The following is a 24,478-nucleotide window of genomic DNA, read 5'->3' as shown; positions in this document are numbered from 1 at the left end:
GTAGAATACAGACGCTAGTTAACGCTATTTTTAAAGTAAAAAAATTCAGATCTAAAGAAGTAAGTGTGTTTAAAACAAAATAGATTCAAACTAAATTCAATAGTTATTTCTAAAATCGTCAGCATCAAGTTACAATCTAAACCGCTTAACACTGATCATTTAATATGAAAAAAATACTCTTCACACTGCTTTTCGCCGCCACAACTAATGTCTTATGTACAACAAATGCCATTGCTGCAAAACCAGCCACAGCCGCAAAATTCACTGGAACAGATTATAGTGGAGTCTACTCATGCACGGGAAACAATGCAAAAATAGGCAGCTATAAACTGTTAGTCACTTTCTTAATGAACAAATCGCATAGCCATGGCAAATTAGGTCGATATGATTTAACCATAGAAACAGAAAACGCAACGACTTACGGTGGTCAAGCCATCGTCAATGGTAATAACATGGCGTTAACCATTGAAATCGTCGATGGCAACGCCATCATTTTTAGCACTGGTATCGCGCAGCTAAAACAGCTTAAAAACAAGCGTTACAGCTATATCAATCATTATTACGAATCTAAGCAGATTACTAATACTTCAGGCGCCAATAATACGGGCAATGATGGATCTGAAGATTGTGTGATGCAAAAGTTAACACCTAAAACTAGTTAAGTTTAAGTTAGCTATTCGGCTTGTTCATTAATAAAATGGCAAGCGCGGAAAAGCGCTAAGCGCTATACAAAACCCCGTCAATTGGCGCCCCCGACACGAATCGAACGTGTGACCCTCCCCTTAGGAGGGGGATGCTCTATCCACTGAGCTACGGGGGCGAATCTGCAAGTTAGCATTTTCTCACAATTCAATCCTTATCGTGCACTGGTAACATAAAGTTATTCCAGTGTTAACATAAACTTATTGTCGATTTTGCACACAAACACTTATTAAATATTCAAACAAATACCATGATGCTTAAATTACTCTTTTATACGGCAGTGTTGATATTGGCATTTTTTGGCTATCGCCATTATTCAAACGCATCTAACAATTTGAAAGTTGGTGACACTGCGCCTAGCTTCACCTTAAATGATGCAGAGGGTAAAACGCATCATTTATCTGATTACGCCGGGCAATATTTAGTGCTGTATTTTTATCCTAAAGATGACACCCCAGGTTGCACCAAAGAGGCTTGTGAATTTAGAGATGATTTACCTAAACTAGAAAAACTAGGGGCAAAAGTGGTCGGCATTAGCGTTGATGATGGTCGTAGCCACGCAGAGTTTGCAAAAAAATATCACCTGCCATTTCCGCTACTGAGCGATGAAAATGGCAATGTAGCCGAAGCCTACAATGCACTCACCAATTTAGGATTTATTAAAATTGCCAAACGCTATACCTTTCTAATTAATCCAGCTGGAAAATTAGAAAAAATCTATTTAAACGTTGATACCTCAAAACACTCTCAAGAAATTATTGATGATTTAACGAAACTAAAATAACTTAAATCTAAAATAGATTAAATAACGTATAACTTTATATTGAGCTATATTTTTTGGATATTTTAGGAGCAACAAAGATGATAAGAAAAAATTTAGTAAATGCTAGCTTAGTAGCTGTAGGATTGTTATTGCTGGCAGGCTGCGCGCAAAATCCTAAAGTAGCTAATTTAGACTCTTACGAATGGACAACGCTCACCTGTAGTGGATTTTCTACTTGGAATGAATGTAGACAAGAAGCGCTGGCAATTTGTCCAAAAGGATTCTACATATCTGACCAATTAGAAAATTATACGATTCAACGCCGCGAAGTCAGCGTGGCTTGCAAAGCTTAAAGATAATTTTTATGTGAGATTATCGACTTAAGTTAATGCCCTAAAAACGGGGAAATTTAAATCGAAATTTGTTGTGAATTTAAAGCTGGTGCCCGGAGCCGGAATCGAACCGGCACGACCGTAAAGTCGAGAGATTTTAAGTCTCTTGTGTCTACCAATTTCACCACCCGGGCGGATGATTACTACTGAATTTGTTGCGGAGCGTATTCTAACATCGTTAGGCTAATTTTGACTAAACTTTGTCAAAATAATTTGAATATAATCGCTTCAAATCCAGTTAAATCTATACAAAACCGGGTTGGTTAAAAACTGCTGCCTACTTGCAGCCAAAGTTGATGCTTGCTGTCTTCACCTTCAGTGTCGTTTCCATTGCTATCTAAACCACGATTACCTGTAATTTGACGGCCATAACTTAATTTTGCATCAAGATATTGGTTGGTGTAGCCGAACCCGAAACCCACACTTGCCAATTGATAGCAATTTTTAAATTTTGGATTGCCTGCATCAAAACCTGCGAAAGTATTTTTAAACTGACAGACACCACCAGCATCACCCAATAAACTGGCGCTAAATTGCGGTGTAATTGCATACTTGGTTTCTAGATTAACCATCCAACCTTGGTCTGCTGCTGCTTCACCCACTGTAAATCCAGCCAAGCCCACTGGGCCACCGAGTGAGAACTTCTCATATCCACCCAAATTAGCATCGGCTAGTTGACCAGAAAATAACGCTTTTGCAGTGAGCTTTTCACCCAATATTTGCTGACGGCCAAGATAGAAATTAAATTTATTGTAATGTCCGTCCGATTTTCGGGTTAATCTGTCCGCAGCTAATTCAGCGCGATTGCCTGATAAATCTAAATCACCTGCGGTCAAACTTACGCCGCCCCAAAACGTACCACCCAAGCCGAAGCTATCGCTGTGATCACCTCTTAAACCAACTGTAAGTGCACGATAGTCTTTATCAGAAACCTCTAAACCCAGTACATCATCTTTACTGCTAAAGGATTCTGCAGTGCCTTGAATAGCGAGATTGCTGTAGCGGCTGCGAAGCAATGGATGTTTGACCGTTGCGCGATAAGAGTAAGACTCGCCTTCTGGGCTAAGTGCGCTTAAACCGCCACCACTCACTTCATAGTTAGAAACCGAACCCGCTAATTGAACGCGCGTACCTGCATAACCCACTGGAAATTCATATGCGCCTTGAACGTATTCAACGCCCTTGCTCGCTAGGGCATTCACCATTAATTGATCACCCCAACCAGTTAAGTTGTTAAAACTGACCAAACCGTTTAGACGTGCTTTACCTAATAATCTTGAACCGTAATTATCTGCCCAAACACGTGCGTTAAATAGTGGCGTATCTACCAAGTTAACTGTCACATCGGTTTCACTCGTTTGTGCGCCTGATGATAATGTCGCTTGTGCGCTAAACCCTGGCGTGTCGTTAATCAACAACAAGGCACGCTCTAACGCCTGACTACTTAAGGGCTCACCTTTTCGCTGAACGTTTGCTACCATGCCAGTAGCCAATTTTGGGTTTAAGCGTGATGTAGCATCGCTATTAGTACGCACTTCGCCCAGCTTAGCTTCATTAATCTCAATAGTCACCAAGCCGTTTTGAATATCTTGCGGTGGTAAATATACTTTAGCCAACCAACCATTTTGCTGATACAACTGACTGATTCTTTGTGCGACTTTGGTTAATGCGTCGTAGTCTAAAGTTTGTCCAATATACGATTGCACTTCCGCTTGCAAAACGCTATCTGGCAACAGCTTAGCACCCACGAATTGAAAGCCAGTCACTTTTACTGAAATTGCAGTATCAGATTTTGGTGTAGCCTGGATTGGCTCCGCAGTTGGTGGCGGTGGCGGCAAATTTGGGCTATTTAAATTTTTAATATCACGTTGTATGCTGCCAGAGTCAATCGCTGGTGCAGCATACAGCTGATTTGTTTGAAAAATAGTTAATAATAAAGCACTTAAAATGAGCGGTTTAAATGATGCTTTGTGACTTTTAGTTATATTTTTCATAAATTAGAACTATGAGCATGATGACCCCACTAGTGCATTTGCCACCACGCCACCTACTGTAGGTTGGCTGATTGATGGCTGGTAGTCTACCTCATCTACACCAAAGGCATCAAGCCCGTTTATCATTGCTGTGCCACCGCCAGTTTGACCGCAAATTTGTACGACTTGCTCTGGGCGAGTGGTAGCATTATTGAACACGCTGATATTGCCACTAAAAGCCTCTGAAATAACAGGCTCCGCAAACGCAGTAACCACTAATACGCCATCCACAAAGCTGATACTATAATTATCAGCAGTCACTCCAAATGGTGTAACAGCGTAAGTTCCAGTTGGAAAAGCAGCGTCTGCAAGTGTTGTATAGTCTAATGTTCCATTCAACACCGCACTTGTTTCGCCCCCCACAAAACCTGCAAAGCTACTACTAAAGGCGGGATTAATATCACCTTGTACTTTGGTCGAATTATTGGCTGTAATACTCAAAGCCGCTGGTGTAATCGTGCCTTGTTCAGCGCTAGTGGTGATGCTGTAATTATTGCCGTTATTTCCATCGTTAACAGTGTAGCCTGCATTTATACTGAGAGTGCTACCGTTAATGCCCAACACGTTTTTACTTGAGAAACTTTGAGTTAGGCCAGTTACAGCATCGCCAGTCACCAAGCCATTTATAGTCACTGCCCCACCAGAAGCTGTATTTCCATCATAGATTTTTGTATCGGTTACGGCATTCAGGCTAAGTGTAGCTGCCGTGATGGTTCCAGTAGCTGTGGCAACAACCACTTCATAATTACCGCCGTTATTACCATCATCAATTACATAACTTGCATTCACATTTAACGTGCTGCCGCCTGAGCCCAATACATTTTTACTGGCATAACTTTGACTTAAACTGGCAATCGTATCACCTCCTACTAAGCCAACAGTCGCTACCGATCCACTTGAGTAAGTATTACCATCATAAGTTTTGGCATCTGTTACTGCATTAAGGTTAAGTGCAGCCTTGGTAATTGTGCCCGTGTGTGTGCCTGTTACTAAGGTGTAGTTTGAAGCCAGACCATTACTACTATCAGCAAGTGCTAGACTATCTAAATCCAATGTCTGGACTCCGACATTTTTACTGGCGACAGAGCCTGTGCCAGTTAAATTCAGCGTTTCCCCATTAACTCCATTCAATGTGCCAAATGCGCTAACATCAAAATCTGTCGTGGCATCATAAACACGCGTGCCAGCTAAGTTGATCACAGCTGCATTTACCGTTAAATTACCCGTGCTCGACTTAACCAGCGTGTATCCATTTGTGGCCGTAATCGGTGTAACATTAATTGCAGAAACACCCACATTGCTTTCAATTGCTGAACCTGCAGAAGTAGCGGAACCGGTGAGCGAATTAGCCACAGTATCTTGCGTGAACACATTGCCATAAGCTGCTGCATCAATAAAACCAGCGGTTGTATAAGCATTAGCAACTAAGGCTGCAGCATCTTGGCCATAAGTTTTAGTTTGATCTGTTGAGGTAATATCTAAAGTTGGGCTTTGTACGAACACATAGCGATTACCAGTTTCAGCGGTCGCCACTCCCAACGTACGCCCATATATTGCTTGATTACCACTATTTAATGAACCGAAAGTATTATTATCAAGCGCGCTTGTATGAACAACCCAGCGACCTGCTATTGCCGTTAGTGCGTTTGCACCAGCACCATTAGTGAATGTATCACTGGTTAATAGAATATCACCCGTTGTACTAGTAATCGTGCCATTTACGGTAATATTATTAGCAGCAGTCGCTGTTAGGTTGCCTGTCAAATTAGATCCTACAGCTGAAAAACTCATACTATTTACATCGCGCAAAGTCACATCTTTTGCGCTGGTGATTTTGACGATATCCAAATCATTGGTTGCATTAGTTGCAAGCACACTGCCTGCTCCAATAACTTCCAATGTGTTATTAACGGCTGAAGTTAATACGCCATTGATGGTTAAAGTGGACGCAGCAGATGTTGTGCCAATTTTGCTATTGTTGCCTGCAGACACATTGCCAGTAACTATTGCTGCATCAGTGCCTGTCAATGCCGCTGTATTGGCTAAAGTAATTGCTTCTGCCGCTAAAGTCACATTATTCACATTAAGTACTGCGCCACTGGCAACACTGGTGCCGCCTGTTGTAGCACCCAACGCGTTTGCGTGCGCTGCAGTCAAAGTACCACCTTGCACATTGGTCACGCCAGTGTAAGTATTATTGCCGCTTAAGGTTAGTGTGCCTGTGCCTGTTTTATTAAAATTACCAGCCGTGCCGCTTATTACGCCAGAAAATGTAGTAGATGTATTATTGCCGCCAGAGGTTAAGGTGGCGGTACCCATCACAATATTGCCCATACCTGCAATTGCTCCCACAATTTCGCTTTGATTATTTAAATCTAAGGTTGCGCCAGATGAAATATTCACCGTGCTAACATTACTGATAGCGCTACTACTCTTTAATGTACCCGCCTTAATATTAGTGTCACCTTCATTGGTATTGCTACCAGTCAATGAAAATACACCAGTACCATCTTTTTCTACAGCACCAGTACCACTAATGACACCGCCATAACTATGTACGTCAGTCCGGTTAAATACTACAGTCGCATTATTGACAATACCGCCATCAGTCACTAGAGACCCACTCGTTGCGCCATTACCTACTTGAAAAATACCTGCATTAACAACTGTGCCACCTGTGTAAGTATTATCTCCAGCGTATATTAGTGTCCCAGCGCCCGCTTTAGTCACTGAGGTACCTGTGCCAGAAATTACACCGCTGACAGTTAGTGTGTCCGTATTATTGATAGTGATTGCGCCAAGATTGTTTGCGTTGATTGATGCAACAGTTGAGTTACCACTACCTATTGTGTTGATATTGACATTGCCACCCGCACCATTCGTGCCAGGTGAAGTATCTATAGCGGCTGTAGTTATACTAGTTCCGCCCAAAGTGATACTACCTGCCAAGCCACCAGCGCCGGTACCAGTTGCATTGCCTGTGTGCGCACTTATAGCTGCAGTAGCAAGTGTTCCTGTTCCGGTAATAGAAACAACACCGGCATTACCACCTGCTTGATTTGAACCAACTGACAAACTTCCATTCGCTGTTATTGCACCACTAACAACACGATTTACCCCTACAATCGTGATATTACCTGCATTGCTGCCCGGCTTTGTGCCTGGAGAGTTCGCTGGACTGGTATCAATAGTGCCATTTACCGTGACATCCCCCGCAGAGGCGATATTGATATTGCCACTATTGGTTGTTTGAAGTCCTTTAGTATCTAAATTTACAGTAGTAATACTTCCTAGATTTGCTTGATTACTGATTGAGATATTACTAGCGTTTCCACCAATACCTGAGCCAGAAGCCCTGCCTGCACTAATCTTTAATGTACCATCTATCGATATATTATTAGTAGCCGCACTTGCTCCATTTTGATTGGCAATAACAATCGTACCTGAGCGACCTCCATTGCCATTCGTGTTAGATGCATCTCCACCAATAGCAGTGATAGATTTAGTCGTTATGCCTTTATTGGCGACAATATTGACAATGCCAGCATTACCACCGTTTTGATTGGCAGCACCGCCATTGCTACCATTGGCTGTAATAGCATCTACAGTAACAGTATTGCCAGCAGTCAGCGTCACATTACCCGCACTGCCCCCTGCAACGCCTGCCAATGGTGCACCACCTGAAGTGGTAATAGCGCCTAAAAGATTAATCGCAGCTGTTGCGGCGATGCTAACATTGCCGCCATTTCCACCTGCAACGCCAGTTGTATTAATCGTGCCCGCTGCTGTACTGCTAACATTTGCACCAGACAAACTTACGCCGCCACTATTGGTCATAATTGCCGCATTTATGGCTAAATTACCTACACCACTATTATCCGCATCGGCTCTTAAAGTTAATGCGCCTGTGCCATCTAAAGTTAACGCCGCATTTACATTAATATTATTGTTGGCTTCTAACACTAGGCTATTATTAGCTGAACCTGTAGCTGTAGCGACATTAAAAACATCTGCAACAGTAATATCATTGGTGGCTTGCAAGGTAATCGTGCTACCCGCTGTGATGCCTGAAAAGCTACCATTTGCGCGGACATCAAAAATGCTATTTAAGCCATTATCGTCAGCGAAAGCTTCTGTATTGTCGACGTTTGGATTGAAACCCGCTGTATTTTCAAAGTCAGCATTGCTAAGCGTAATGTTAGTTGGGTCTAGCAACAAATTGCCACCCACGCCATTCGCAGCACTTAAATCCACATTACCGAAAAAGTTAAGCAAACGTTTGCCAGAAATTTCAACGAAACCGCCGCTGCCTGAAACCACACCGCCTTTTGCCGAAACGCTACCGTAGTAACGGGTAATGTCATTTGCCCATACAATCACTTTGCCGCCATCACCGTTTTCGGTGGCATCAGCGATTAATTGCGCATCTTTATGCACAAACGTTTTAGTCGCATTTTGGATATTGGCGTTTTTACCTTGGTAATCGCCGCCCACTAAAATCGTACCGCCGCCTGTTTTACCTGAGACATTCACGCTGCTTGTGTTAAACATACCAACATTGTCACCCAGCAAATGTACTGTACCGCCTTTTTGAGTAGCAGAAGTTGCCGAAATCTCGCCACTATTGATGACAGTTTTAGCGCCCGTTAAACGAATCACACCGCCATCGCTTACCATGCTATTCGCTTCAATTTTGCCGGTATTGTTAATCACTGAGGTGATTAACCCATCGGCCGCTTTTGTGCTCATCAGCACCTGTCCGTTGCCCACTTGAATCAAATGCTTATTCTCAACCAGTGTATTCACACTGGCGCTATCCACTTGCACATTAATCAAACCATTACCGTTAAAATCTAGCGTTATTGCATTACCGGCGGCCATTGCAACCGTGCCTTGCATGGCTGAGATGACACCTTCATTGCGTACTTCTGGCGCTAGCATAGCCACGTAACCGCCACTGTTGGCAACGATATTGCCCATATTGATGATGCTGCCAGCATTACCGGTAAACTGATATTTGCCATTTAAAAAATCATCATCCGCAATATTTAAAGTGGTTGCGACAATACCGCCCACATTCACTTGCGCATTTTTGCCAAATAGCACGCCGTTAGGGTTAATCAACCATACTTGACCATTGGCATTTAACTTACCAAAAATCTCACTTGGATTATTTGATACGACACGATTCAATGAAATAGCGTTGGCATTTGGCTGCACATAAGTCACTTGCGCATTGGCGCCAATGTTATAAGTATTCCAATTGATAATCGATTTTTGCGTACCTTGTACAATGTTTAATTGATTACCGTTTAGCGTAATCGCAGATTGCCCTGAAATCACCTGCCCACCAGTCGGCAACGCGTTTAATGCTGGGTCGGCCCAAGCGCTCATATTCGGCAATAAACTGAATAGTGGCAACAACACAACAGCGGCTGATTTGCTGTGTGACTTGGCAATTTCAGATACTACTTGCCATACTTGAGATGACTTATTAAACACTAAACGATAGCAATGATTCATAGCAAAAACCTCAATAAAATTCTTATTAACAACAAAAAACAAACAGTTAACTGTCTGAAAACTGTCACTCTGCTGGCATATATGCAAATTACATGCCACTGCTGATCAATACTTAACCAATAAAAAAAGCACATTACCTTGATAGGTAATGTGCTTTTTTAAACAGACGAATAATTATGTATTAATTTTAATCAAGTTACTTAATTCACCAGCTCACGCACAATTTGATATTGACTACCCACTTTTTCAAATTGCAGCTCTTTATTCACTTTGTCGCTAAAGCTTTTATTTGCTATCCGTTTTGCATCGCAAACCTGGCAACTTGAGCTACTTTTTGGTTTTTGTAATTGATAAGTTGTCACGCTGTAATCTTGATCAAACTTGGCAACGGCTTTATCGCCATCACAACTCACTTGCACATTAGTCAAATCAAGATTGATTTTGCCTAGAATCGATAAGCGCTCTTTGCGTTGTTTAGCCCATTCATCCCGAGTTAACGGTGGTTCTGGTGCAAACTTATCTGCATAGAATTTGCTATAACGATCATAATCTTTCTGACGCCAAGATTTGGCCCAATCATTCACGCGGCCAGTAATCACCTCGGTGCTACAGCTTAATGCTGATTTCGATATTACTGGCTTAATCAACTGCGCGCTGACTGTCAAAGGTTTCGCATCAGCCAGCAACGCCACTTTATCCACCGTTACTTGTGCTGGCGCAATGGCTTCACAAATATTGGCAGCATCCATATAAGCTTCGCGCGTCACCTCTGGTAAACCTTGGCGTGCTGAACCAATCTTATTCAACAACTCACCTTGGCTGGCATACAAACGCGCATAAGCGGTTTGCACGTCATAATCGGCATTCGCATAACTGCGTCTGGCTTGAAAATATTCATTTTCTGTATCTAGCAAATCCAGCAAAGTGCGTTGACCAATATCAAACTGTTTACGATAGGCTTCGCGCGCCATTTCAATCGATTTCTGATGTATATCGCGATAAGTTAACTGCTCTTTTAGTTGATTAATATCGTTATAAGCAATCGTCACTAATTGACGTGTATCCACACAGGCTTTATCGCGAAAATCATTTGCGGTATTGAGTTTTTCAATAGTTTGACTAACCGATGCTTTATCTGAAAAACCATTAAATAAGTTAAAGTTCATGGTTAATTCCAGCACATCTGCTGCGTTCGTACTATTACGACCATCCGAACTGGTGCCTAAATTTTTACGCGCTTGTAAATCTAAACGCGGCAAAAATTTACCTTCTTTAGTTTTTACTTCATCTTTGGTCGCTTGAATATCTTCAATCGTTGAAAGTAGGTTGGGATTCTGCAAATAAGCAACACGCAGCGCTTCAACTGGTGTTGCCTGTTTACCCGTCGAATAAAAATCTGGCTGCTCTAATGTTTCAGGTGGCAATTCGCCCAACAAGCGTTGTACGCGTGCAGTCACATCATGTAAATTCGTCATTTCTGTCAGCAAATTGGCTTCTGCTAATGCTAAACGACCCGTTGCCTGCTCTAAATCGACACGACGCGCCACACCTGCATCGACACGTTCTTTAATCTTGTCAAACAACTGCTTATGCGTCACATAATTGGTTTTGGCATATTCAGCTAACTGGCGAAAACGTAAAGTATCAATGTAAGCACGCATAAATTCCAGCGTCGTATCTTGCATTGAAGCTTGTAACTCATAATAGCGCACACGTTTTGCATGGCCCAAACGATTCACTTCACTTGGCGTAGCAAATCCGTCAAAAATCATTTGACGCAATACTAACTCATTGTTCCAACGGGGAATTTCAGTACCAGTTGCACTACGGATACTATTGATATCTTCTTGCCTGCGATAAGTCGATTGAATATCCACCTTAGGTAGAAAGCCGCCTTTTACCACATCAGTTTCGTAGCCTGCGCCAAGATAAGCGTGATATCTAGATTGTACTTCTGGGTTAGATGAAATGGTTTTCTCAACCATTTGCTTTAACGTACCGACTTGCTCTGTACCTGTTGCTGAAGATATGAGTAAGGTATTAACTACTGTAACCATCAACAAACTTTTTAATAACATCTTGTTTTTTACTATTATTTTACCTACATGCGAGCCTGCTTGCATGCTCAAAGCATTGGTCGTATTCAAAATTCAAGCCTTTAAGTCAATTTGTTATTGTTATATTTAAAAAATTTCATAAAGTTACATGATATTAAGTTACGAAATTGTAACAAAAATGTAACTACCAAGCCATACATTAATATGCGTCGCTACGTTGTCAGGATTATAGGCAAAAAATAAGCCAAGTCCGCAGGACTGGCTTATTCAAGCTTTATATATTTACATTTATTTACAACCAACTGTTGATTTAATGATCACCACTCATAACATTAACCGTATTTTTATACTGAAAAATAGATAACAACTATTTGTAATATATGCAATAGATCTTAATAACCTAGAATCTAAATCCAATCAAAATCGCCGACTACTCAACACTATGTACACAAAATCAACAAAAAAGCCTCTTGCTACATCAGCAAGAGGCTTCAATTGACATAACTTTTAGATTTAAGAATTAGCTCATTTTAATTAATCCGTAACAAGCTTCTGCTTAGAGAGCAGGTCAGCGATAACTTGCTGATCGTTAGTGAATGAGCCAATCAGGTCGACATTCTGCAATGTGACTATCTGAACGTCGTTAGCACTATTAAAGCCTCCGGCATAAGCCCCACTGTCGCTAATATGCACGATGGTATTGGCGCCGGATTTTTCAAAGTGCAGGTAATTCGTCAAGTTTCCAGTACCTGTCGTATGGTTCTCTCCCGTCAGGATATCTCGCAAATCCAATACATCGCCACCTGCAATCCTAGACGCCACATCAAAATCAGTCACGATATCAGCTGCTGGAGTACCAACTGCACCTTTGTCGGCCAACTCCCACTTGAAGACATCCGCACCTAAGCCACCTGTCATGGTATCGTTACCGGCGCCACCAATTAGCGTATCGTTGCCAGCACCTCCGTTTAACGTATCGTTACCTGACCCGCCCATTAGGAGGTCGTTACCAAGACCTCCACTCAAATTATCGTTGCCAGCACCGCCAGACAGTATGTCGTTTCCGCTACCTCCGTCTATAGTATCATTGCCGCCCAGACCGTCTATCAGGTCATTAGCGGCACTGCCAGTCAAAGTATTACCAGTCTGCGTACCCATAATATTTATAGTTGTTGCAGCAACTTCAATAGATATATTTTGTGTAGCAGTAGCATCTATGCCATTTTCTGTTCCAACCGCTGAAACAGTGAGGTTCATCGTTCCAACATAATCTGGCGGTGTTAATAATTGCAGACTGCTCAGCTGAGACTCAGTAAAGCTCCATGAGCCACCTCCCAGATTAGTTCCAACAGCATCGCCATTTGAGCCAATGAAACTGAACCCTACACCGCTCAATGGCAGGCCGGAGATAGTAATCAGGCCGATAGTTTCGTCGCCCACAGGCAACACATTAATTGGGAATGTGATTGGTGCACCATAACTGTTCCCATTATAGGAAATTTTAGGTGCCCCAACTGAAAGCTGAGAGTCATTATTACCATCAATCGCATTAAGTACCAGCCACGAGAATTGATACTGCCCCGTAATTGCAGGAGTGTAATTAACTGTGCCGGTCGCATCTACTGTGGCGCCGTTCACATTGATACCGGTCTGCTCTGATGATGAGAGTAGCTGATAGGTAACCACACCATTTGGATCAGTAATGACCAGTACCGCGACATCGTTATATCCATTATTAATCTCACTAAGCACAAGCTCGCCATTGAAGAAGCTCCAGTCGAATGCAACTTGAGTACCCGCAGCAAGGGTGATTGCGTAATTAGTATAGGCGCCATCAAATACATCTACGGTTCCCGGGTCATTCGCTCCACCAACTGGTGGATCAAAACGGTTATCCAGAGAACCGGCTGGCAATCCCAATGCAGCCTCTATATTGGCTTGTGTAATTGCAGTAGTTGTATTGATAGCCGCAGTTGGTGTGCCAGCGTGGATACTGAACAACGATGTTGGCATGATTATTTGCGGCGCATCAGTCACTGATGTAATTGTAATATTGACAGTATCTACATCGATGAGTGCACCACCAGTACCCGTATTACCATTGTCGCTGGTCGTCATGGTGAGAGTATCATTACCGTAATAGTTAGGTGCTGACAGATAAGTCACATTCGATGCCAAAGTCGCATTAATTGCTGCCACAGCTCCTGTCAAGGTAACTGTTCCCGTACCGCTACCCGTAATGGTGGCACTGCCGCCAGTGACAGTCAGCGTACCGTTAGTAACCGACAGAGTCACTGTCATGCTGCTGCTACTAGCATCCACATCGCTGATACTAAGGCCGACAATGGCCTTGCTAATATCCTCGGCGGTAGTTTGTGCACTTGGAACGGTGTTAACTGGCGCATCATTCACGGCTGTCACCGCAATCGTTGTGATAGCGGTATTGCTGTTACTTGTTCCATCGGTCACTACCACATTAATAATACGCGGGGTGGTATTTGGGTTTTCGGTAGAGTTTGCATAGGTAATAGCTCGTATCGCAACTTGATAGTTCGCAAGTGAGCTTACACCACTTAAAGTCACTACATTACCAACAACGCTTGAGCTAATACCACCAGGCAGTATGCCAGCAGACAATACATCCCCTGCTTGTGCGTTAGTGAGTGTAATGGTGGCACCAGTAACATTGGCTGAGTCAACATCGGTAATGCTGATATCCGTATCAGCAATCGATACTGCTGCACCATTCTCAGTGTAAGTCGTAGTAAAACCAGTACCAGCGTTGGATGCATCCAAATCAATCACTGGTGCATTCAGCAAAGACACTGCTACAGTAGTAGTCGCCGTATTGCTATTATTTGCGCCATCAGTCACCACTACATCAATGCTACGCGATGCCGTATTTGTGCTAGTTGTACTGAATGTAATCGCACGAATTGCCGTTTGGTAATTGGCAAGGGTAGCCGAACCTGTCAAGGTCACTACATTGCCGACAATAGAGGCAGTAATACCACCGGGCAGCGTACCGGCGGCCAATACATCGCCGGCTTGTGCATTGGTCAATGTAATAGTGGCCTTGGTAATATTGGCAGAGTCAGCATCAGTAATACTGATATCGGTATCCGCAATCGATACTGCTGCCCCACCTTGCGTAAATGCAGTAGCAAAACCATTACCTACGCCTGAAGCATCAAGGTCGATCACTGGTGCAATGCCAGGATTAATTGTCAATGTTGCGGATGAAGTACTACCATCGGCATCAGTAAGCGTGTAGATAAAGATGTTGGACGTGGTCATAGCAACTGGTGTAACAGTGAGACCATCAATACGGAAATTACTTCCCGTAGAAGACAGTACCAAATATGCAAAAGGAGACGTTGTTGTAATTGTCGCGCTCACAATAGTGTTAAGAAGAGGGCCACCATTAATCGTACCCGTAGCGCCGCTGATAAAACTGCCATCAGCTGCATAAGCTCGCCATGTGGCAGTTTCAAGAAGAGCTAGGTCAGTCAAAGTTATTGTTGCTGACTGTGAAGATAAACCTATATCTATAAGTAGATGCTCATTACTCTCAATTTTGTTGTTGGCAGAATTCCCGACCACACTTTCTACACCGAGACCATCATCACCAGTACCGCCATTATTTCGATACCGAACATACCCAGCTTGGATAGCAGTCATTGAAGTAAAGTTAATGCCATTTGCAGGAGTGCCACCAACGAACGGGCTGTTATATATCCCGGCAGCGACAGGGGTATCGTAACCATAAGTATTAAATCCGGCCGCAGTCCAGACTGATTGAGTAGCAGTATTTGTTCCGGCAGCTACACTTTTATCCGTCGCTTTAGTATAAGTATAACTACCATCATCCTGATCAATGACCAATGTGCCATTAGTAGTGACTATAGTGCGGACATTACCTGCACCAACAGTATTGGAAACCACAGTACCTTGCGTCACACTTACATTGGTTATCGAAACCGCGTCAGCACCCAACACATCCGCCCCACCGACAGCTATGTTACCAGTGCCCGTGATTACATTGCCAGAAATAGAGCCACCACCACTCAGGCTAGCGGTGTCACTATAAGCTACAGGTCCTGTATCTGTCAGATTGATTGAAACAGTCGTCCAGTCAGATGTTGCCGTCCCATCAGAAGCGCGATATACAAAGCTATCAGTATCAGGGGTTGCATCACTGTGATTTCTGAATGCAGGCGCAGTATAGGTAAAGGTACCATTTGCATTCATTACTACAGTGCCGCCAAGAGTGGTAGTGATGGAATTTATGCCATTAGCAGCCTGTGCCCCAGTGCCGGAAACGTTAATAGCAAACTGTCCTACAGTCAGGGATGGGCTATCAACATCCGTATCGTTGGCTAATACATTACCTAATATAGCCGTGGCACCCTCGGTCACAACAAAGCTTTCTACAACGCCTACCGGTGCATCGTTCACTGAGGCGATGTTGATAATACTGGTGTCGGTGTCGCTTAAGGCACCGCCGCTACCGGTGTTGCCGCCATCGTTGGTGACCATGGTTAAGGTGACCGGACCATTAGCATTGAGGACCGGGTTATAGGTCGGTTGGTTGGCAACAGTTATCAGGTAGGTGTTTATGTTGGCGACTGTGCCGGCCAAGACGATGCTGCCGGTACCAGTGCCGGTGACAGTGACGCCGCCTGCATTGGCCGCGGTTAAGGTACCGCTGGCAACACCTAAGGTGACCGTTACCGGTGAAGCTGCCGCATCGACGTCACTGATGCTTAAGCCGCTGAGTTTAAGTGCGGTGTCTTCAGTGGCTGCATAGCTGGCCGGGAGTGTGTTGACTGGCGCGTCGTTGACCGGGGTCACGGTTAAGGTGATGGTGTTCGGGCTTGGGTCTAGATCAATTCCGCTATTAGCCGTACCGCCGTTGTCGCGGACTTGGAAGGTGAAGCTGGTACTGGCGGTGCTGTTGGCCGCCGGGGTGTACACCAAGTTAGGGATGTTGGCTAGGCTGATCTCTTGTCCAGCGGTGACGGCGACGCCGCTTAATCTTAAGCTGCTGCCAGCCGGTATGCTGGTGATCACCACCGATTGCAGGCTGTTGGCTGGATTGTCTGTCGGGTCCGTGAAGCCAAAGTCGCCGGCGCTAAAGCTGTAGCCTGTGTCTTCTAAGGTGCTGATGGTTTTATCCGTGCCAGCCGGCGCGTCGTTGACCGAATTGACTGTCACGTTAACTGTCGCCGTCTCTGTCGCGCCACCTGAAGTTACAGTATAAGTAAAACTGTCGCCGCCAAAATAATCTGGATTAGGCGTATAAGTTATATTACCGTTTGCTAGAAAGCTGACTGTACCATTAGTGCCTTGAGTAACACTGGTAATGGCACGAGCTGAATTTTCAAATGTATCAGGCGTTGCGCCATTAGTGCCTGTAATTGCATTAAATGTAATGGGTGTATCTTCATAGGTTGTCACCGTGTCGTTGGTAATATCGGTCACTGCAGTTACATTTAATGTGAACGTATTAGGTGTGGCATCGAACCCTCCAGCATTATCTTGTACACTAAATGTAAAGCTGGCATAAGACGCGCCGTTGGCATCGCTCACAGGCACAAATCTAAGCTGTCCTGCGTTTAATTGAATAATACTGATTACAGCACCAGTACTAATCGGGGAACCATTCAACATTAATGTGCCATTTAGTGGCAAGGCATCAATACGAATACCATTAAAACTCTGTCCGGCATCAACATCATTAAATCCAAAATCATTCGCCTGAAATATATAAAGCGCATCTTCATTGATAGTGACCACATTATCTGCTCCAGTAGGAGGCGTATTATTACCAACGTTGACAGTAAGCGTTGCTGTATCGCTCAAGCCTGCTGGATCAGTTAATGTGTAGGTAATTTCAACAGAACCAAATACATTAAACGCTGGCTCGAAATGAAGCGTGCCATCGAGATTAACTGAAACCGTGCCTTGTGCGGAATTAGTCAAAATTGGATTCGATACAGTCAATTGAGCAGTTGTATTGTCAACATCAATATCATTCGCTTTAACATTAATATCAATTGGGGTATTAATACTGGTCGTTGCAACATCATCCATTGCAACTGGCGCATCGTTAATGGGATTAACAGTGATACTCAGAGTACCGATGTCAGTCAATGTGCCGTCGGTGACGGTGTAGTTTACCGTGTCGACACCATTAAAGTTAAGTAGTGGCGTGTAAGTATAACTACCGTCCGCAGCAATGGTGATGCTGCCACCTTGTGTAGTTGCATAAGTGCCAGCCACTGCAGTCAATATCGGATTATCGACATCGGTATCATTGGCAATCAAACTCACCGCGCTGGTGTAAGGCGTATCTTCGTCAATCGTGATGCTGTCATTTACCGCAATCGGTGCATCGTTAACTGGATTGACTGTAATGCTCAGAGTACCGATATCAGTCAATGTGCCGCCGGTGACGGTGTAGTTTACCGTGTCGATACCATTAAAGTTAAGTAGTGGCGTGTAGGTATAACTGCCGTCCGCGGCAATCGTAATGCTGCCACCTTGTGTCGTTGTATAAGTGCCAGCCACTGCAGTTAATACCGGATGATCTACATCGGTATCATTGGCAATCAAACTCACCACACTAGTGTAAGATGTATCTTCGTCAATTGTGATGCTGTCATTTACCGCAATCGGTGCATCGTTAACTGGTGTAATCGGGCCTAAATTCAAACTACCTGTAGCAGTTAAACTGCCATCTGAAACCGTGTAAATAACTGGTGGAACTGGTCCGGCATAATTAGGTGCTGGCGTAAAAGTGAAGTCGCCATTCGCGTTAATGACAATAGTACCAACACCAATAATCGTCGCAGTGGTGCCAGTCACAAAAACTTCTGGAGAACCATTGCCATCGATATCAACGGTAAATTGTGTGACAGATAATGGATTACCATCGACATCAGTATCATTCGCTAACACATTGCCCGTCGCTGGCGTATCTTCAGTTACGCCAATATTTTCATCATTGATTGCAGGCGCATCATTGACTGCTGCAACGGCAATCGTTGCCGTAGCGGTGGCACTATTCAAACCTAAATTGTCTGTGACAATATAGGCAAAACTCGCGTTGCCATTAGAGTTGGCATCTGGTACAAAATAGAAAGTGGCAGAACTGCCTAAATAAGTAGCACCCGCAACAACAAGCGTGGCCAGTGCCGCATCCACATAAAGTAACCCATTGGCAGGCAAGGTATTCACCGTGATGCTGGCAATCGTGCCGTCAACATCAGTGCCGCTTAAAGTGATGGCGATTGAAGTAGCATCCTCTAAACCATTTGCTGTCACATTTACGGCTGTTGGCGCATTGTTCACAGGCGAAATAACACCTGGCGTTTGCGGATTGTCAATGAGCAATCCTGAATAGGTAATATCGTCGCCGTCTACCACTGGACTAGTGTCAACTCTTTGGCCTATCTGATAATCGAACGCAAAATTGAAAGCATTTAAGATGTCTGTGATTTTAAATAAATCCACAAAATTAAAGCCATAACTATTGTATTGACCCGATTGACCTGCGGCTGTTTCTTCTAACACCGCATTAATATCTTTGCCCTCTTCAATGGCTTTAATAACCGTTTCAATCGTCGCAAGATTCACAGCACTATCAACATTGCTCGGCTCAATAGCCGCTGTCAGTTCCTCAGTAAATTGAACCAACTGTTCAGAATGAATATTGATCAATCGACCAGTAGTGAGTTCTAATTCAACCTCCACACCGCGTGGTGTTTGAATGGCATCGCCTGTTTGCACTTGGTCACCCAACTTTAACTCACGTCTCTCGCCATTTTCTGCTACCAGATATGCGATGCCCGTAATTGATACAACTGTGCCGACTAATGCCATGATCGTTTCCTAAAATTCATCTATTAATAGTGCGCTTGTCATAATACGTTTGAAATCGCGCATTAAAGCTTTTTTCACAGCCACATTAAATACTTATATTCGCAACAAATATACTGTACCAAAGGACAATATAGAAGCTTAAATCTTCCACTTTTACGCTAAGAAAAAACTGACTTAACCCTTAAAAAACCAGTATTTAAATTTAAAAATAAAACGCCTAAATGTTTAAGTGACAACACTATCAGTTATGATGACTGTCAATACGGCAATCAATAGTTTGCGTATCTTTGCCATGCTACAAGATCAAGCTTTGGAGCAAAGATGATTTTGAGACTAAAAAAATACAAATAACTGTCAAACAAGTCAATAAACTCATTCCTGCACTTTTGCTGGTCGTCGTTGGGCTGTCTAGCATTTACGCATCTGATTATGATTTCAGCAAACTAGTCACGCTTGCCAGTGAAAGATATGGGCCAGAAGCGCGTCAAGATGTTGTAGAACTGAATCAGTTAATTCAAAAATTACGTTCAGCTTCAGAACTTGAAAAATTAAAACAAGTTAACGATTTTTTTAACCATAAAATTAGTTTCACAGATGATTTTCCCCTATGGGGACAATCCGATTATTGGGCTACGCCTTTAGAATCCCTTGGACGACAGGCTGGCGATTGCGAAGACTTTAGTATCGCAAAATATGTATTCTTAAAAGTGTTAAACGTTGATAACAATCGCCTACGGCTCACTTATGTCAGAGCTGAAATCATTCACGATGGCATAAGGTCTTTGCAAGCGCACATGGTGCTTAGTTATTATGAGACACCGCAATCTGAACCATTAATCTTAGATAATCTAATATCCGAAATCCTGCCCGCCTCTAGCAGAAAAGATTTATCTCCCATTTTTAGCTTTAACGATAAAGGTTTGTGGGTAGGCTCAAGCAGTAAACCAAAGGGAGAAGCGCAATCTAATTTATCTAGATGGCGAGATGTTTTATCCCGAATTCGAGCAGATGGAATAAAATAATTAAAGTGAGGAATAGAAAGTGTCACTGAATAAAAAACTTTGGTTAGCGATTATCTACATACTGATTTTGTCATCAGGTGGTAGTTTTGTGCTGAGTACGTTATTCAGCAAATACTATCTTGAAGAGCAATTACAGGTCAAAAATATTGATAATGCCAACTCGCTAGCACTGTCAATGTCGCAGCTGCCAAAAGATTCAGCTACGATAGATTTGTTGATTTCAGCTCAATTTGATGCGGGCCATTATGAATATATTGGCTTGTTTAATCCATTGGGCGAATTATTGACTGAGCGCGTCAATACACAAAGTCAAACTAAAGCACCCGCATGGTTTACACGTATTTTCACCATTAAAATCCAAACTGGTGTTGCCGAAGTACAAGACGGTTGGTCGCAATATGGAACGCTGAAAGTAAGAAGTAATTTAAATTTTGCGTACGATAAACTTTGGGAATCTACGCTATTCATCGCACTTTGGTCTCTGGTCATCGGCTTGTTCAGTTGTTATGTTGGCAGCCAAACGCTGCGAAAAATCCTTGATCCACTTAAAGATATTGTGAATCAGGCCACCGCAATCGGTGAAAACCGTTTCATTACAATTGAAGAGCCAAAAACGACTGAATTTAAAGCCGTTGTCAGTGCGATGAATACGCTTTCCAATCGTATCAAAAACAATGTTCAAGATGAATCATTGCGATTGGAAAAATTGCGTTATCAAGCCAATTTTGACCAAATTACTGGGTTAATGAATCACCATTATTTTATTAAAAGTATGGATTCGAATATTGCTCATGAGGAACATTTCAATCAAGGCGTGCTAATCATATCAAGGCTAACCAATCTGCATTTGATCGATCAAAGTATGGGCTATGAAGAAACCAATGCTTTTCTTAAATTGATTGGCGAGACATTAGAAAACGCCTGTAAAAGCCAGCCATCGCTATTTGCAGGACGCCTTAACGGAACAGATTTTGCACTATTCTCGACGACTGCGCTCGACCCGTATGCGCTTGGCAATCAGATAAAAAGTCTTTTAGAAAAATTACATATCCCTAGCCATAGTGAATTAGATGCACGTTTTATTTCAGCAGCGACTCAAGTCACAAAATCAGATATCGCCACAAAATTAGTAGCGCGCTTAGATAGCGCGCTGGATGAAATTGATGTAAGCGTAAGTGAACATATTTTGCATATAATCAATGAAGACGCCATTCCAAGCGATCTAGAGCTAAGCCGAATTGAATGGGAAATTTTACTGAATAGTGCGTTCACCAATAAACGCATCAAATTTCAGCATTACCCAGTCGTTAATCAAATGGGTGAACTGATTCATTTCGAGAGTCCGGTCAGGCTTCAATTGCAGAAAAATGCAAATTGGTTATGCGCAGGCGAGTTTCTTGTGTGGGCGCATCAACTTAATTTAATGAGCCGTCTAGATGAGTTAGTGGTTGAAACCGCCATAGAATCACTGTCAATTGGCGCACATCCCATTGGTTTGAATGTATCTGCAGAAGCCTTATGCGATGCAAATTTCACTGAAAAAGTGGTTAAGTTGATCGAACCCAATTTAAGTATTGCGCATCTACTCTATTTTGAAGTGCCAGAAAAAGGCGTTTTTGATCATTTTTCAGCGTTTAAGCGTTTTTGCACCACACTAAAAAGTTTAGGTTGCAAAATAGGCATTGAGCATGTCGGCTCTCGCATTTCCAGTCTAGGTGAATTGCATGATGTCGGTTTAGATTACATCAAAATCGATGCGTCACTCATCCGTGATATTCATCAAAATGAAGCCAATAAAACTTTATTAGGCGGCTTATGCATGATCGCCCACTCGATTGGTGTGCTTGCGATTGCGGAAGGTGTGCAAACAATCAGCGAAATAGAAGCATTAAAACTAATCGGCATTGATGGTATGACTGGACCGGGAATTAAGTTTAGCTAACATTACTTAACCTAATATTTATAGCAAAAAATAATGTGCCTGATTAAAGCTAAGACTTTTTAAAATTCCCGTTCAGCATTAACGCTAACTGAAGCCTGTCTTTTGCCCCCAAGCGCTCAAATATCGCGGCTAAATGTGCCTTAATCGTGCGTTCAGTGATACTTAACACTCTGGCAATCTCTTTATTACTTAACCCTTTTGCTGCTTCAGCCGCCACTTCTTTTTCACGTTTTGTCAGCTTTGCTAATAAGCTTTCAACGTATTCTGGCTGATTTTCAACTAACTTGATTGAAGCTTCGATTAAGCGCTGTAGAAATTCTTGCCCTAACCAAATGCCGCCATTCACAATCACGGTTTTAATTTCGTTCAATACATTAGGTGCTGAAAAAGCATGGCAATATCCTCTCGCACCTAAATTCAATGCATAAAGCGATTCAGTGTGATTTGGCTTGTTCGCTAAAATGACAATCTTGGCATTTTTATAATCTTGCAGAATAGTCGCAATGGTCTTTGTCATCCAATGCTGTCTATCTTCATCTATATGCAGCCAAAAAATAGTTTCTTGGTCTTTTTTTCTGGTGGAGTTTGGTAAATCGGCTGAAATAGAAGCAGATGGAAACGCTTCAGACCAGCTGCTCATCGCCACTGGTAATGGACTAATAAAGATATGTTGCATTCCCTACGATTATCTTTCGGTAAGCGCGTACGATTTTGCTTTAAGCACAGGTTTAAGTAAGTAAGAAAGAATGGTTTTTTTGCCAGTCAAAATATCCACTTGCGCGATCATGCCAGGAATAATCGGCAAACCTTTACCTAAGCTGGTTTTATCTGTACGCACACGCACCACATAATACGCATTGCCTTTTTCATCGACAGTTGAGTTGGCAGCGATACTTTCCACTTTCGCATCCAGCGTGCCGTAAATGGTGTAATCGTAAGCGGTTAACTTAACAATTGCTGGTTGATTAGGGCGCAAAAATGCAATATCTTTGATTTCAACTTTGGTTTCTAATACTAACGCATCATCGCTTGGTACAACCTCTAATACTTCTTTACCTGGCTGAATCACACCACCAACCGTATTATAAAATAATCGGCTTATCCTGCCGTTAACTGGCGACTTCAATGTGGCTTGTTTCACCCTATCGGTTAAGCCGACACCCGTTTCAGAGATACTGTTCAACTTGGCGCTGGTTTCATTTAGCTCTGTGCGTACTTTGCTGCGAAAATTTTGTTCTGCCTCAGTTATCTTGCGTCTGGCTTCAGAAATAGATACTTGAATACGGCTAATTTGCGCGCCTGATTGATCAATTTCACCACGCGCACGCGTTGCTTCACGCTCTAATTTTAAAATATCAATTTCTGAAACCGCACCGCTGGCTAATAATGGTCTATTAGCAGCCAATTCTTTAGCGGCTGATTCATAAGTTTTTTCAGCAACGTCACGTTTATATTGCACTTCAATCAACTCTTTTTCACGTTGTGACATTTGATCTCGCGCAATATTCACAATCGAATTTAACTCATCTTGGCTGGCATTGTATAAAGATTTTTCTTGTTCATATACTTGCGGATCTGCCGCTTTCACTTCTGGTGGCGGATTAAAAGCAATGCCGTTTGCCAGCGCTTCTAATCGCGACTCTTTAGCCAACAGCGCTAAATACTGGCCTTTATTTTCACGCAAAGAGGATACCGCACGCGTTTCATCAATCTTAATCAAAGCCATTCCTGCTTTAACTAAATCACCTTCCCTCACCAAAATTTCAGACACAATCCCGCCATCTAAAGATTGAATCACTTGTACTTGGCGTGATGGAATCACCCTGCCCTCGCCACGCGTTACTTCATCTACTTTGGCAAAAAAAGCCCAAGTGATGACGACAAATAGAATAGCCAAAATGCCATAAAGTAGCTTTCGGGCTTTAAGCGGTTTTTGTTCCATAATCGCTAGTTCGGCTTCTTCTTCCCAAGCCAAATTATCCCGTGTTTCGGTAGGCACAACGCGATTCACCATCCAATAGATGGGTGCAGTTATCCAGGATTGTTTGTTTAAAAATGCGTTAAGCGCACCGATGATTCTAAATAATCCCTGACTCATCGAATCGTCCTAAATAATAGATACTTAGGTACGTGATTTTTAACTATAGGACTTAAAAT

11 protein-coding genes and 2 tRNA genes are annotated in these 24,478 nt (G+C 42.8%); 5 read left to right on the top strand and 8 right to left on the bottom strand.

Annotation, left to right across the window (positions count from 1 at the left end):
* Nucleotides 1-164: 164 nt before the first annotated feature.
* Nucleotides 165-662 carry a hypothetical protein gene (locus tag METVE_RS0108595; protein ID WP_020168063.1) on the top strand — a complete coding sequence of 166 codons (498 nt, stop codon included), beginning with the start codon at nt 165-167 and terminating at the stop codon, nt 660-662.
* A gap of 82 nt (nt 663-744) precedes the next feature.
* On the opposite strand, the gene METVE_RS0108590 is transcribed toward METVE_RS0108595, so the two are convergent.
* A tRNA-Arg gene (locus METVE_RS0108590) sits at nt 745-820 on the bottom strand.
* 132 nt (nt 821-952) lie between these two features.
* On the opposite strand from METVE_RS0108590, the gene METVE_RS0108585 reads away from it, so the two are divergent.
* Together METVE_RS0108585 and METVE_RS0108580 are read left to right on the top strand one after the other, a co-directional pair.
* Nucleotides 953-1,486 (top strand): peroxiredoxin, encoded by a 534-nt coding sequence (locus tag METVE_RS0108585; RefSeq protein ID WP_020168062.1) that lies wholly within the window; start codon nt 953-955, stop codon nt 1,484-1,486.
* A gap of 77 nt (nt 1,487-1,563) precedes the next feature.
* Nucleotides 1,564-1,818, top strand: a complete 255-nt coding sequence (locus tag METVE_RS0108580; protein ID WP_020168061.1) for a hypothetical protein — start codon at nt 1,564-1,566, stop codon at nt 1,816-1,818.
* 86 nt (nt 1,819-1,904) lie between these two features.
* Here METVE_RS0108580 and METVE_RS0108575 read toward each other — a convergent pair.
* From METVE_RS0108575 to METVE_RS0108555, 5 genes are all read right to left on the bottom strand, one after another.
* A tRNA-Leu gene (locus tag METVE_RS0108575) sits at nt 1,905-1,991 on the bottom strand.
* Between the two features lie 129 nt (nt 1,992-2,120).
* Entirely contained in the window at nt 2,121-3,851 is a 1,731-nt protein-coding gene (locus METVE_RS0108570) for a ShlB/FhaC/HecB family hemolysin secretion/activation protein (protein ID WP_020168060.1), read from the bottom strand.
* 9 nt (nt 3,852-3,860) lie between these two features.
* Nucleotides 3,861-9,413: a two-partner secretion domain-containing protein gene (locus METVE_RS0108565; RefSeq protein WP_020184102.1), complete on the bottom strand. Its 5,553-nt coding sequence runs from the start codon at nt 9,411-9,413 to the stop codon at nt 3,861-3,863.
* A gap of 200 nt (nt 9,414-9,613) precedes the next feature.
* Nucleotides 9,614-11,560 carry a TolC family outer membrane protein gene (locus METVE_RS0108560; RefSeq protein WP_020168058.1) on the bottom strand — a complete coding sequence of 649 codons (1,947 nt, stop codon included), beginning with the start codon at nt 11,558-11,560 and terminating at the stop codon, nt 9,614-9,616.
* Between the two features lie 444 nt (nt 11,561-12,004).
* Nucleotides 12,005-19,357: a retention module-containing protein gene (locus METVE_RS0108555; protein WP_020168057.1), complete on the bottom strand. Its 7,353-nt coding sequence runs from the start codon at nt 19,355-19,357 to the stop codon at nt 12,005-12,007.
* A gap of 287 nt (nt 19,358-19,644) precedes the next feature.
* Between METVE_RS0108555 and METVE_RS0108550 the strand changes: the two genes are divergently transcribed.
* Nucleotides 19,645-20,379: a transglutaminase-like cysteine peptidase gene (locus METVE_RS0108550; protein ID WP_020168056.1), complete on the top strand. Its 735-nt coding sequence runs from the start codon at nt 19,645-19,647 to the stop codon at nt 20,377-20,379.
* A gap of 19 nt (nt 20,380-20,398) precedes the next feature.
* Nucleotides 20,399-22,321, top strand: a complete 1,923-nt coding sequence (locus METVE_RS0108545) for a bifunctional diguanylate cyclase/phosphodiesterase (RefSeq protein WP_020168055.1) — start codon at nt 20,399-20,401, stop codon at nt 22,319-22,321.
* A 49-nt stretch (nt 22,322-22,370) separates the two neighbouring features.
* Here METVE_RS0108545 and METVE_RS0108540 read toward each other — a convergent pair whose 3' ends face one another.
* Both METVE_RS0108540 and METVE_RS0108535 read right to left on the bottom strand, forming a co-directional pair.
* Nucleotides 22,371-22,997: a response regulator transcription factor gene (locus tag METVE_RS0108540; RefSeq protein ID WP_020168054.1), complete on the bottom strand. Its 627-nt coding sequence runs from the start codon at nt 22,995-22,997 to the stop codon at nt 22,371-22,373.
* A gap of 9 nt (nt 22,998-23,006) precedes the next feature.
* The gene (locus METVE_RS0108535; RefSeq protein WP_020168053.1) at nt 23,007-24,419 is read right to left on the bottom strand and encodes an HlyD family type I secretion periplasmic adaptor subunit; all 1,413 of its coding nucleotides are present in this window, start codon (nt 24,417-24,419) and stop codon (nt 23,007-23,009) included.
* Nucleotides 24,420-24,478 lie beyond the last annotated feature (59 nt).

This window comes from Methylotenera versatilis 79 (genome assembly GCF_000384375.1).
Lineage (GTDB): Bacteria > Pseudomonadota > Gammaproteobacteria > Burkholderiales > Methylophilaceae > Methylotenera_A > Methylotenera_A versatilis_B.
The sequence above is the reverse complement of the archived record's forward strand: the minus strand, read 5'-3'. Positions and strand labels throughout refer to the sequence as shown.

Bases quoted from the DNA above. Each gene is read 5' to 3' on its own strand.
- METVE_RS0108595 (WP_020168063.1), top strand. From the start codon at position 165: ATGAAAAAAATACTCTTCACACTGCTTTTCGCCGCCACAACTAATGTC.
- METVE_RS0108585 (WP_020168062.1), top strand. From the start codon at position 953: ATGATGCTTAAATTACTCTTTTATACGGCAGTGTTGATATTGGCATTT.
- METVE_RS0108580 (WP_020168061.1), top strand. From the start codon at position 1,564: ATGATAAGAAAAAATTTAGTAAATGCTAGCTTAGTAGCTGTAGGATTG.
- METVE_RS0108570 (WP_020168060.1), bottom strand. From the start codon at position 3,851: ATGAAAAATATAACTAAAAGTCACAAAGCATCATTTAAACCGCTCATT.
- METVE_RS0108565 (WP_020184102.1), bottom strand. From the start codon at position 9,413: ATGAATCATTGCTATCGTTTAGTGTTTAATAAGTCATCTCAAGTATGG.
- METVE_RS0108555 (WP_020168057.1), bottom strand. From the start codon at position 19,357: ATGGCATTAGTCGGCACAGTTGTATCAATTACGGGCATCGCATATCTG.
- METVE_RS0108540 (WP_020168054.1), bottom strand. From the start codon at position 22,997: ATGCAACATATCTTTATTAGTCCATTACCAGTGGCGATGAGCAGCTGG.
- METVE_RS0108535 (WP_020168053.1), bottom strand. From the start codon at position 24,419: ATGAGTCAGGGATTATTTAGAATCATCGGTGCGCTTAACGCATTTTTA.